Here is an 11,648-nt window from a genome sequence, read left to right on the forward strand (position 1 = left end):
GGGTGACGGGCACGCCGGAGGGGGTGCGGGCGCCGGTGATGCGGTTCAGCTCGGCCTCGCCCGGGCGGACCCGGGTGGTCCGCGCGGTGACGCCGGCTTCGGACATCAGACGGTCCACCGAGCGCCGCTGGTGCGGCAGGACCAGGGTGACCACGGTGCCGGACTCGCCGGCGCGGGCGGTACGGCCGCCGCGGTGCAGGTAGTCCTTGTGGTCCGCGGGCGGGTCGAAGTTGACGACGAGGTCGACGTCGTCGACGTGGATGCCGCGGGCCGCCACGTTGGTGGCCACCAGGACGGTCACCTGGCCGTCCTTGAACTGGCCGAGGGTGCGGGTGCGCTGCGGCTGGGACTTGCCGCCGTGCAGCGCCGAGGCCCGCACGCCCACCGACAGCAGGTGCTTGGCGAGGCGCTCCGCCGCGTGCTTGGTGTCCAGGAACATGATCACGCGGCCGTCGCGGGCCGCGATCTCGGTGGCGGTGGCGTGCTTGTCGTCGTCCCGGACGTGCAGCAGGTGGTGGTCCATGGTGGTGACGGTGCCCGCGGACGGGTCGACCGAGTGCACCACCGGGTCGTGCAGGTAGGTGCGCACCAGCCGGTCGATGTTGCGGTCGAGCGTGGCCGAGAACAACATCCGCTGGCCGTCGGGGCGCACCTGGTCGAGCAGGGCGGTGACCTGGGGCATGAAGCCCATGTCGGTCATCTGGTCGGCCTCGTCGAGCACGGTCATGGTGACCTGGCTCAGGCTGCAGTCGCCGCGCTCGATGAGGTCCTTGAGCCGGCCGGGCGTCGCTACGAGGACCTCGGCGCCGGCCCGCAGCGCGGAGGCCTGGCGGCCGATGGACATGCCGCCGACGACGGTGGCCGCGCGCAGGCGCAGCGCTCGCGCGTAGGGGGTGAGCGCGTCGGTGACCTGCTGGGCGAGCTCGCGGGTGGGGACGAGGACCAGGGCGAGCGGGTGCCGGGGCTCGGCGCGCTGTCCGTCCAGCCGGGCCAGGAGCGGCAGGCCGAAGGCGAGCGTCTTGCCCGAGCCGGTGCGGCCGCGGCCGAGGACGTCACGTCCGGCCAGGGAGTTCGGCAGGGTCGCCGCCTGGATGGGGAAGGGTGTGGTCACACCCTCGGCCAGGAGCGCGGCCTGCAGACGCTCGGGCAGGTCGAGGTCGGTGAACGCCTCCACCGCGGGCAGGGCCTCGGTGACGGTGGTGGGGAGGGTGAACTCACCGCGGGGCGCGGCGGCCGGGCGGGAGCGCTGGTGGCTCGCGCCGCGGGAGCGCGGGCGGGCCGTGGTGTTGCCGGTGTTGCCGTTGTTCCCGGTACGGCGGGTGCGGTTCATGGGAGGGGAACCCTTCCTCGATGCGTGCGGCACGTGTCGAGGAATTCCTCCGGGGCGCGGCGAAACCGCACGAGAATTCGCAAGAAAGAGCCGGGGAGAAACGAAGAAAATAAGATTGTTCGAGACAATCGGATTCTTCAGAGCAATGGGACAGGGCCCGCACCCCAAGAGTGCGGGCCCCAGCCGTGAAGATACGCGTCAGCGTCAGGCGGGAACGATGTTCTCGGCCTGCGGGCCCTTCTGGCCCTGCGTGACGTCGAAGGTAACCTTCTGGCCTTCCTGAAGCTCGCGGAAGCCGGAGGTGGCGATGTTCGAGTAGTGCGCGAACACGTCGGCGCCGCCGCCGTCCTGCTCGATGAAGCCGAAGCCCTTTTCCGCGTTGAACCACTTCACGGTGCCAGATGCCATATTGAATCTCCCTAGGGGGCAGTGCCGGGACCCGCACTGTACGGACCCCGAGTCGCCGCGATGGACTCCCCTCCGGAAGACCCGGAAAGACGCCGGCGAACTTCAACGAAATTCTCCGGAAACCAAAACTGCAACTTTTATCACGGTAACACACGGTAGGTGGCCGGATCTACGGCGACCCGCATTCTGGTGGTGGCCGGGCCGAAAACTTCGCGGCGCCCTGCACGCGATTCTGTCGCGGCGGTGACAGTTATTCGTCCGGAGAGTGGCGTGTCTCCTCGTTCGTGCCGCCTCCGCGGGGTGCGCCGGTCCGGGGAAGTCGAGGCCCGCGCCCGCCGGGACGGTCCCAACCTCACGCAGGTGCGCACGTAAATCTGTCGCCGTGACATCAGACTTCCGCGTCCCCTCGGCGTGCCCCGGAAGCGCCCCCGCGGCGGGCCGTGATCCACCACACGTGCCGACACGCGGCGCCGATCGACCCGTACGACACCCCGGTCCCGTGGTGACCCCGCGGAACTGCCGAACCGCCCGGCCGCCCGGCCTTCCGATCGGGCCCGCGCAGGACGGTGTTCGATTACCGGCCCCATGTCATACCCTGCATTTTCGGTGAAAGGGCCTCTCAGGGGGGACACAGGAACCCGCACCGCGATCCTTCCCTCTAACCCAGTTGGGCGGGCGGTTCCTTGACGAGCATCTAGTGAAACTGGCTGAAATTGATGGATATGCCACCGCAGATTCGTTCGCGGGCGAGACTCTGGGCCGTGGCGGCCGTCGTGGCCCTCGGGTTCTTCGTGGCGATGGAGTGCGTGGCACGCCACTACGGCCTGACCGGGCCGCTCACCACCCAGCTGCGGGAGTTCGTGCACCCGCCCAAGTCGGGTCCCCTGCTGTACGCGGGCCTGGCGCTGATGATGGTGGTGCTGACCTGGCGGCAGCGGTTCATCGCACTCGGCGCCGCGATCGGCATCGACCTGGCCCTCGTCCTGTTCCGGTGGCTGTTCGACATCGAGGTGACCCACGGCCACCCCTTCGGCAACGGCGCGCTGTGGGTGCTCGTGGCCTGCGCGATCGTCGCCCTCACCCGCCGCACCGGCCCGGAACGCGTCCTGCTGCTGAAGGGCGTCGGGCTGGGCCTGCTCCTGGTGGCCGGCCGCAAGACCGGCGACACCTGGCTCCTCATCACCGCCAAGAGCCGCCACCTGGTCCTCGACCCGTACCTGGCCAACGCCGACCACGCCCTGGGCAACCCCTCGTGGATCATGGGCCGGCTGGTCACGGCCACCGGGGCGGTCGGCTTCAACTTCCTCGACACCATCTACGGCCAGCTCGCGGTGGCCGCGGTGCTCGTCGCGCTGTACCAGCTGCGCAACGTCGCTGCCGAGCGCCGCTTCCCGCGCCACCACCTCGTGCGCACCTTCCTGCTGATAGGGCTCCTCGGACCGGCCATCTACATGATCTTCCCAGTGGTCGGACCGGTCTTCGCCTACGGCACCGGCACCGACCACTGGGCGTCGATAGCCCTGTGGTCGCCGCAGATACCCAGCGACGGGCACTGGGCGGTGGCGAACCTGTGGCCGACGACACCGCCCCCGATATCCGCCCCGCACTCCATACCGTTCGACGGGATCACCCCCCGCAACTGCATGCCCAGCCTGCACACCGCCTGGGCAGTCGCGATCTTCATCCACTCCCGCTCGGGCCCCCGTCTCCTGCGGTACGGGGGCACCTTCTGGCTGATCGCCACCCTCTGCGCCACGCTGGGCTTCGGCTACCACTACGGCGTGGACCTCGTCGCCGGTGTGGTGTTCACCCTCACCATCGAGGCGGGACTGCGCTCCTACGACCGCGGCTGGGACCGCTCCGGCCTGCGGCTCACCGCCTACGGCGCGACCGTCTTCGTCGCGCTCCTCGTCTCGTACCGCTTCCTGCCGGTGACGATGGCCGAGTACCCCTGGCTGGCCGGCCCGCTGCTCCTGCTGGCGATGGGCTCGGTGATCTACGGCTATCTGCGGACCGAGGGCGGCCGGCAGCCGGCGACCGCGCCGACACCCTCCCCGCAGCCCCAACCCGAACTGCTGTGAACCGCGGCCACGGCCCGGATCAGCCGCCCACCCGCTCGATCCACTCGCTGCCGCCCAGCGGGTAGTCGTAGCCCGGGCGGCCCACGTCCGCGCTGGTGCGGAACGGGCTGCCGGCGTCGTCGATGTGCACGGTGCCGCTGCGGCCGCCGCTGGACCAGTCCAGGCTGAGGTCCCAGCGGACGTCGTGCGCCGTGGTGCGGGCGTTGATGTAGAAGACCTCCGGGTCGGACTCGCTGACCTTGTACGGGAAGTCGCGCTGGCCGTTCTTCACGGTGACCGTGGGGCTGCCGTTGTCGAGGTCGATGTCGAACGACTTGGTGCCGACCCCGCCTCCGCAGCCGACGCCCATCGAGTAGTCGTTCCAGGCGAGCGGCGCGCCCTTGGTGAGGAAGCGGACGTGCAGGGCGTTCAGGACGACGGTCTCCTCGCCGGTGCCCTGGACGGTGAGCGCGATCCGCTGCTCGCCCGAGGAGACCGCCCCGTACGCGCCGGCCCAGCGCCGCGCGTCCTGCTCGGTCGCCGGCGGGCCGACCTGCTCGGGTTCGCTGTCGACGAGGAAGTGCTGGCTGCACGGACTGTCGTAGACGTAGGGGCGGACGCCGACCGCGAGCGGGACGGCGTCGCCTGCACCGCCGCCGGTGGACCGCCCGGCGTCCTGCCTGCCGCCGGCGTCCGAGGCGTCGCCGCCGCCGGTACGGGCGGTCGTGGTCGGGGAGCCGGTGGCGGACGCGGACGGCCGGTGTGTGCTCCCCCCGGCGGACGGGGCGGTGGAGGGCTGCCCGGCGACACCGGTGCCCAGGGTGCCGGTGGAGGCCGGGACGGTGGTGTCCCCGGCCCGGACGAGCACCGGACGCAGGACGTACGCGGCGGCACCCAGCGCGGCGACCACCGCGACGGAGGCGATCAGCGCGGTACGGCGACGGCGGAACCAGGGGGAGGGGGGACGGGACGGGCCGCCCTCGACCTCACCGGTGCCGGAGTCGGTGCCGGCTGCGGCGGCGGTGTCGGTCCCGGTGTCGGCCCCCGGCACCGGGTCCCCGGCCGCTGGCCGGTCCGGCCTGCGACCCCGTTCCGCGTCCGCCAGGATCCAGTGCCGGTGCAGCTCCACCAGCTCCTGCGGGGTGGCCCGGCAGACCCGCGCGAGGCGCTCCACCGGGGCGTACTCGACCGGCACGGCGGTGCCGTTGCAGTAGCGGTGCAGCGTCGACGTGCTCATGTGCAGACGCTTGGCGAGCGTGCCGTAGCTCAGCCCCGACCGGTCCTTGAGCTCCCGCAGCAGCTGCGCGAACTCCTGCGTCCGCTCGGTCCCCGTTGCCCCTGACACCCGTTCCCCTCAACCCCACGCGTCCCGGTCACGCATTCCAGGGTCAGCGTGTTCCCCCTGGTCAGAGCCCATTTCGGCGTTCCAGTGTCCCCAACTGGCCGCAGGGCGTGGCGGTTGGGACGGATCACCTCACAAGCTTCGGTCATCCAATCACCACCGCCACCCGAACTCCGAAGGGGCACAGCAGCATGTCCAACACCTCCCGCGCCCGTCTCGTCGCCGCCGCCGCGACCACCGTCCTCGCCGCCCTTTCACTGACCGCGTGCAACGACGGGACGGGCGCCCAGGACGAGGGCCGCGCGGCCTCCACGAGTCCTTCCTCCGCGGCCTCTTCTCCGGCCGCGGACTCCCCCTCCCCGGCCCCCTCGGCCGGCACGGACCAGTCGTCCTCGACGGGTTCCAAGGGTTCCGCGGGCTCCTCCGGTTCCGGCTCCGCGGGTGGTGCCATGACGGCCGCGTCGCCCACCCGCGTGTCGAAGGCCCCGGGCTCCGCTGCCAGGCCGGTCACCTGCGAGGGTTCCACCACGAGGACGGTCGCGGCCCCGCTGACCCGCCCGGTCAACCACATGCTGCTCACGGTGACCAACACCGGCAGCAAGACCTGCTACCTGTACGGCTACCCGGCCGTCCGCTTCGGCGAGGCCCAGGCGGTGCCCCCGGTCATCGAGGCCTCGCAGCCGCAGGCGGTCGTCACCCTCGCGCCGGGCGAGTCCGGCTACGCCTCGGTCAACCTGTCCGCCACCGACGGCAGCGCCGGGAACGGCTACACCGCCACGTCCCTGACCGTGTACTTCCAGGGCCGCTCCGGCACCGGGAGCACCGGCACGGCCGCCCACCCGCCGCTGCCCGCGAAGGGCGTCCACGTCGACGACTCGCTCAAGGTCACGTACTGGCAGCAGTCGATGGACGACGCCGTCAGCTGGTGACACGCAGCCGGGACCGGGGGCCGGAGTGAGCCGGCGCCCGCTCCGTCGGCCCCGCCTTCGCGGGGTCAGCCGGCGCGGGAGCCGGCGTTGTCGCCCGCGGCGTTCGCGGCGCGGCGGTACTCGGCGTTGATGCGCTGTGCTTCTTCCAGCTGGTCCTCGAGGATGACGATGCGGCAGGCAGCCTCGATCGGAGTGCCCCGGTCGACGAGTTCACGGGCGCGGGCGGCGATCCGCAGCTGGTAGCGGGAGTACCGCCGGTGTCCGCCCTCCGAGCGCAGCGGAGTGATCAGTCGGGCCTCGCCGATGGCCCGGAGGAAGCCCGGGGTGGTACCGAGCATCTCCGCGGCCCGGCCCATCGTGTATGCCGGGTAGTCGTCGTCGTCCAGGCGATCGCCGAGTGGATTATCTGCTGCCATGTCACCTCGTTGTGCAACGCGTCGAGGGGCCCTGATGCCGTGCGGCACCAGGGCCCCGAAGGGAATTCAACACCATCTGTCGGCCCTCATGCTGTGCCGACCTTCTGTTTCCGCTGCCCGGCCCGGTGACGGGCGGGGTGCGGGGATCGCGGCTGCGTGACCGGGGACCACCATCCAATCCGGGGTCTTGCGGTACCCGGGCCGAATGCATCGGGCCGGGCGATCCTGATGGCGTCTGCTCCTCCGTCCTTGCTCTGAACCGATTACCTGTGAACGGGTACTGCGGTACTGCTTCCCGCCAGTTCGTGTCTGCCGGGTCTTGTCTGACCATGTCTACGAGAAGAACAGTAACCGGATCAGGGGCCAATGTCTACTCTGACAAGAGGAGATTTTGGTGTTCGAGGGACGCAGGGATCCGTGCCTGGAGAACTCCATGGGCAGACGACGAAGGGGCCCTGCCGACGCGCGTCGGCAGGGCCCCTTCGGGCTTCGGAGGAATCAGCCGGCGAGGCCGAGGACGTCCCGCAGTCGGAGCCGGTCCGTGTAGCAGGCGCTGTCCCGCAGGACGGTGAGCCCGGCCAGGGTGACCAGGCCCGTGTGCTGCTCGTCCCCGTCGCACAGGACGAGGTGGTCGACGCGGGCGCCGGCCATGAGGGACAGGGCCACCTCGACCGTCATGTCGTCACTGACCCGGGGTCCGGACCCCGGCCGGTCGAGGACCGCGTGCTGCGTCCGGGTCGGCGTCATGGGTGCCTCCTGCTGAAAGGGGTGGGTGCGTGGGCCGGTCGGACAGGCTGTCCTAGGCGGCGGAGCCGAACCCGGTCCGCCTCGGCGTGCCGCGGCGTGCCGCCTCGCCCGCGGGGCGGCCCTGACCCGCCGGGCCCCGGCGCCCACGTCGGCCCCGGGACGGGGACGAGGACGAGGAGGCCGAGCGGCGGGGACGTTCCGCCTGCGGGGCGGTGATGACGACCGGGATGCCGGAGGGGGCCTGCGCCCCGGTGATGCGGCTCAGCTCCGCCTCGCCCGAACGCACCTGGGCGATGTGGGGCGTGATGCCCGCCGAGGCCATCAGCCGGCTCATGCCGCGCCGCTGGCCGGGGGTCACCAGGGTGACGACGCTGCCGGACTCGCCGGCACGGGCGGTACGGCCGCCGCGGTGCAGGTAGTCCTTGTGGTCGGTGGGCGGATCGACGTTGACGACCAGGTCGAGGTTGTCGACGTGGATCCCGCGCGCCGCCACGTTGGTCGCCACCAGCACGGTCACGTGCCCGGTCTTGAACTGGGCAAGGGTGCGGGTGCGCTGCGGCTGGGACTTGCCGCCGTGCAGGGCCGCGGCCCGGACGCCGCTGTTCAGCAGGTGCTTGGTCAGCCGGTCCACCGCGTGCTTGGTGTCCAGGAACATGATCACCCGGCCGTCGCGGGCCGCGATCTCGGTGGTGGTGCGGTGCTTGTCCGTGTCGAGCACGTGCAGGACGTGGTGCTCCATCGTGGTGACCGCTCCGGCGGAGGGGTCGACCGAGTGCACGACGGGGTCGTGCAGGTAGGTGCGCACCAGGCGGTCGACGTTGCGGTCCAGGGTGGCCGAGAACAGCATCCGCTGCCCGTCGGGGCGTACCTGGTCGAGCAGCGCGGTGACCTGGGGCATGAAGCCCATGTCGGCCATCTGGTCGGCCTCGTCCAGGACGGTGACGGCCACCTCGTCGAGCCGGCAGTCACCGCGGTCGATGAGGTCCTTGAGCCGCCCGGGCGTCGCGACGACGACCTCGGACCCGGTGCGCAGCGCACCGGCCTGGCGGCCGATGGACATGCCGCCGACGACGGTGGCCAGTCGCAGGTTCACGGAGCGGGCGTAGGGGGTGAGCGCGTCGGTGACCTGCTGGGCGAGCTCACGGGTGGGGACGAGGACCAGGGCGAGCGGCTGCCGCGGCTCGGCACGGCGTCCCGCCGTACGGGCCAGGGTGGCGAGGCCGAAGGCGAGGGTCTTGCCCGAGCCGGTGCGGCCGCGGCCGAGGACGTCCCGTCCGGCCAGGGAGTTCGGCAGGGTCGCCGCCTGGATCGGGAACGGCACGGTCACGCCTTCGTGGCCCAGGGTGGCAAGGAGCCGGCCGGGCATGTCGAGGTCGGCGAAGTTCTCGACCGCGGGCAGCGCGGGCGTGATCGTCCTGGGCGGCGCGAACTCGGCCGGTGCGCTCTGCCGATTTCCGTACGTCCTCGTACCGCGGTGCGAACCGCCGGAACGGCCTCGGGTGGGATTGGAGCGTGTGCGATTCATTGCGAAACCTTCCTTGATGCGGCACGTATCAAGGAATTCCCGCAGCCGATGGGCGGCGCTGAGAATCGCGAGAACGGGCCGGAGGCGATGTGGGATGCGCCTGAAAAACCGCGAGCTGGGGCCCGCACCCCTAGGTGCGGGCCCCAGCTGCGAAAGTATGCGCGGCGGTGCCGGTGTCAGGCGGGAACGATGTTCTCGGCCGTCGGGCCCTTCTGGCCCTGCGCGATGTCGAACGACACCTTCTGACCTTCCAGCAGCTCACGGAAGCCCTGGGCGGCGATGTTGGAGTAGTGGGCGAAGACGTCGGCGCCGCCGCCGTCCTGCTCGATGAAGCCGAAGCCCTTTTCCGCGTTGAACCACTTCACGGTGCCAGTAGCCATGTCATATCTCCTTCGGAGGCGGTTTCGGAATTCACCCTGCGTGAATTCCGTGTCGCCGTGCTGATTAACCCGTCGGAAATAAACCTTGTGGCAACCACACCTGCAACTGAGATCGACAGTAGCACGGTGCGATCGGCCCTGCACGGGCGATGATTTCGGGCCGGTCCGGTGTTCGGGGAATACTTCCCGGGCCCCGTTCCTATATCTCATTCGGCGGGCACAGATATTGCCGTCCCCGGGATGCGGCCTACCTCCCGCGCGGCCCGCCCGCACCCCTGTGACCTCCGGTGACGGGTGATGAGCGGCCGTCACCGGAGTCGGTGGACGGCAGTGCGGCGAACGCCCCGGAATTCCGCGATCACGACGAACATCACATCTCGTCGCCGTCCGTCGTGCCGGTCAGTTCCTCCAGTTCGGCGGCGTACAGGAGCGCCGGGTCGAATCCCATTCCGGTGAAGTGGCCGGCGAGCTCCAGGGACAGGGTGCCGTGCAGCCGGGTCCAGAAGGTCAGGGCCCGGTGGAGGGTCGCGGCGGAGGCGGGGTGGCCGCCCGCCCAGTCCCGGTGCTCTTCGAGGTGCGCGGCGAACGGTGCCGCCGGGCCGCTCGACGGCTGTCCGGCGAAGGCGTCCAGGAGTGTCGCCATGACCTCGGAGGCGATCGCGGTGATGTCGTCCGGCGCGTGATAGCCGGGGACGGGGGTGCCGTAGACGAGGAAGTAGCGCTGGGGATCCTCCAGGGCCCAGGTCCGCAGGGCGGCCGCCAGCGCGGTCACGTCGGCGCCGGGCCGGGAGGCGGCGGCGCGGAAGGTGTCGGCGAGGCTGCGGTACGCGTCCCTGACGAGTTCGGTGATCAGCTCGTCGCGGCCCGCGTAGTACCGGTACAGGGCGGGTCCGCTCATGCCGAGCCGCTTGGCGATCGCGTTGAGGGAGAGCGCCGACGCGCCCGCCGTGGCGATCTGCTCCCACGCGTGCGCCTTGATCTCCGTACGCACCTGGGCGCGGTAGCGCTCGCGCGGGGTCTTCGCTTCCGGATTCACCATGGTTAGAGGCTATCACTGAAGTTATTGACACTTCCGATCCCGTGCAGTTATAACTTCTAACGAACGCGAAGCCATCTACGTGGAGGTCGTCATGAACGCCGAAGGACTCGTCGAGGTCGTCCTGCCGGGCGAGGTCGAGCCCGAGGGGCTCCAGATCCGGCACGGCGCGGTCCCCGCCGCGGGCCCCGGCCAGGCCGTGATCCGCATGGAGGCGACCGGCGTCTCCTTCGCCGAGCAGCAGATGCGGCGCGGCCGCTACTACGACCAGCCGCCGTTCCCCTTCGTCCCCGGCTACGACCTCGTCGGCACGGTGCTGACGACCGGCGAGGGCGTCGACCCGCAGCTGGCCGGCACCCGCGTCGCCGCCCTGGTCAAGGTCGGCGGCTGGGCCAGCCATGTGCTCGTCGACGCCGCCGACCTGGTGCCGGTGCCCGACGGGATCGGCGCCGCGGAGGCCGAGACCCTCGTCGTCAACGGCATCACCGCCTGGCAGATGCTGCACCGCAAGGCCCGTGTCCGGGCCGGCCGGACCGTCGTCGTGCACGGCGCCAACGGCGGCGTCGGCTCGGTCCTGGTCCAGCTCGCCCTGGCCGCCGGCGCCCACGTGATCGGTACGGCCTCCCCGCGCCACCACGAGGCCCTGCGGGAGAAGGGGGTCGTCCCCGTCGACTACCGCGCCGACGGTCTCGCCGCACGGATCCGCGCACTCGCCCCGAGCGAGGGCGTCCACGCCGTCTTCGACCACGTCGGCGGCCGCGGCATCGTCGACTCCTGGCGCCTCCTCGCCCCCGGCGGCACCCTCGTCTCGTACGGCAGCGCCGCCACCCGCGACGCCGAGGGCTCCAAGCAGTGGCCCGTGCTGAAGCTGCTCGGCCGGGTGTGGCTGTGGAACGCGCTGCCCAACCGCCGCCGCGCCTTCTTCTTCAACGTGTGGGCCGGGCGCGCCCTGGCCAGGAACCGCTTCCGGGCCCGCCTGCGCGCCGACCTCACCCAGGTCTTCGCCGCCTTCCAGCGCGGCGAGGTCACCGCCCACATCGCCGCCCGGCTGCCGCTCGCCCGCGCCGCCGAGGCCCTGCGGCTGGCCGAGTCCGGCACCGTCACCGGCAAGGTCGTCCTCAACCCCTGACCCGCAGGCGCAGACCCGGACCCACCTCGACAACCGAGAGGAACACCATGTCCAGAAGCTTCCGGCCCCGCGTGCTCGCGGTCTCGCTCACCCTCGCCGGCGTTCTCGCCGGCACCGTCCCGGTCGCACAGGCGGCCACCCATGACGCACCCTCCCGCTGCGGAGGACTCGGCGTCGACGCGGACGCCCGGATCCGCTACGAGTCCGACGTCGTCATCAAGGCGCCGCTGCACACCGTGTGGAAACTCCAGACCGACGTCGTCCGCTGGCCGTCCTGGCAGCCCCCGGTCCTGACGGCCGAGCGTCTCGACCCCGGGCCGCTGCGCAAGGGCTCGCGGTTCCGGTG

At 71.4% G+C, this 11,648-nt stretch carries 12 protein-coding genes; 4 read left to right on the forward strand and 8 right to left on the reverse strand.

All coding sequences use genetic code 11. From position 1 onward, the window contains the following. Both EHS43_RS24605 and EHS43_RS24610 read right to left on the reverse strand, forming a co-directional pair. A partial coding sequence (locus EHS43_RS24605; protein ID WP_148104087.1) for a DEAD/DEAH box helicase occupies window positions 1-1,330 on the reverse strand: 1,330 nt, incomplete at its 3' end. 204 nt (window positions 1,331-1,534) lie between these two features. Then, complete coding sequence (locus EHS43_RS24610) at window positions 1,535-1,738, reverse strand: cold-shock protein (protein WP_007383480.1); 204 nt, start codon at window positions 1,736-1,738, stop codon at window positions 1,535-1,537. A gap of 761 nt (window positions 1,739-2,499) precedes the next feature. Between EHS43_RS24610 and EHS43_RS24615 the strand changes: the two genes are divergently transcribed. Then, complete coding sequence (locus tag EHS43_RS24615) at window positions 2,500-3,819, forward strand: phosphatase PAP2 family protein (protein ID WP_125192938.1); 1,320 nt, start codon at window positions 2,500-2,502, stop codon at window positions 3,817-3,819. A gap of 19 nt (window positions 3,820-3,838) precedes the next feature. Here the strand turns inward: EHS43_RS24615 and EHS43_RS24620 are convergent, their stop codons facing one another. Next, window positions 3,839-5,143 (reverse strand): helix-turn-helix transcriptional regulator, encoded by a 1,305-nt coding sequence (locus EHS43_RS24620; RefSeq protein WP_125192939.1) that lies wholly within the window; start codon window positions 5,141-5,143, stop codon window positions 3,839-3,841. Window positions 5,144-5,331: 188 nt separating this feature from the next. On the opposite strand from EHS43_RS24620, the gene EHS43_RS24625 reads away from it, so the two are divergent. Next, on the forward strand, window positions 5,332-6,069 hold the full coding sequence (locus tag EHS43_RS24625; protein ID WP_125192940.1) for a DUF4232 domain-containing protein: 738 nt from the start codon (window positions 5,332-5,334) through the stop codon (window positions 6,067-6,069). 65 nt (window positions 6,070-6,134) lie between these two features. Here EHS43_RS24625 and EHS43_RS24630 read toward each other — a convergent pair whose 3' ends face one another. From EHS43_RS24630 to EHS43_RS24650, 5 genes are all read right to left on the reverse strand, one after another. After that, the gene (locus tag EHS43_RS24630; RefSeq protein WP_125192941.1) at window positions 6,135-6,485 is read right to left on the reverse strand and encodes a MerR family transcriptional regulator; all 351 of its coding nucleotides are present in this window, start codon (window positions 6,483-6,485) and stop codon (window positions 6,135-6,137) included. Window positions 6,486-6,983: 498 nt separating this feature from the next. Further along, complete coding sequence (locus EHS43_RS24635; protein ID WP_125192942.1) at window positions 6,984-7,232, reverse strand: CBS domain-containing protein; 249 nt, start codon at window positions 7,230-7,232, stop codon at window positions 6,984-6,986. 52 nt (window positions 7,233-7,284) lie between these two features. Next, the gene (locus tag EHS43_RS24640) at window positions 7,285-8,757 is read right to left on the reverse strand and encodes a DEAD/DEAH box helicase (protein WP_125192943.1); all 1,473 of its coding nucleotides are present in this window, start codon (window positions 8,755-8,757) and stop codon (window positions 7,285-7,287) included. Between the two features lie 176 nt (window positions 8,758-8,933). Further along, window positions 8,934-9,137, reverse strand: a complete 204-nt coding sequence (locus EHS43_RS24645) for a cold-shock protein (protein WP_004986771.1) — start codon at window positions 9,135-9,137, stop codon at window positions 8,934-8,936. Between the two features lie 370 nt (window positions 9,138-9,507). Continuing rightward, a complete protein-coding gene (locus EHS43_RS24650; RefSeq protein WP_125192944.1) occupies window positions 9,508-10,176 on the reverse strand; it encodes a TetR/AcrR family transcriptional regulator in 669 nt (222 codons plus the stop codon). A 91-nt stretch (window positions 10,177-10,267) separates the two neighbouring features. On the opposite strand from EHS43_RS24650, the gene EHS43_RS24655 reads away from it, so the two are divergent. Both EHS43_RS24655 and EHS43_RS24660 read left to right on the forward strand, forming a co-directional pair. Further along, window positions 10,268-11,302: a medium chain dehydrogenase/reductase family protein gene (locus tag EHS43_RS24655; RefSeq protein ID WP_125192945.1), complete on the forward strand. Its 1,035-nt coding sequence runs from the start codon at window positions 10,268-10,270 to the stop codon at window positions 11,300-11,302. A gap of 47 nt (window positions 11,303-11,349) precedes the next feature. Next, window positions 11,350-11,648 (forward strand): SRPBCC family protein (locus tag EHS43_RS24660; RefSeq protein WP_185806386.1); only part of this gene is annotated, 299 nt, incomplete at its 3' end.

The sequence above is a fragment of the Streptomyces sp. RP5T genome, from assembly GCF_003933965.1.
In the GTDB taxonomy this organism is placed as follows: domain Bacteria; phylum Actinomycetota; class Actinomycetes; order Streptomycetales; family Streptomycetaceae; genus Streptomyces.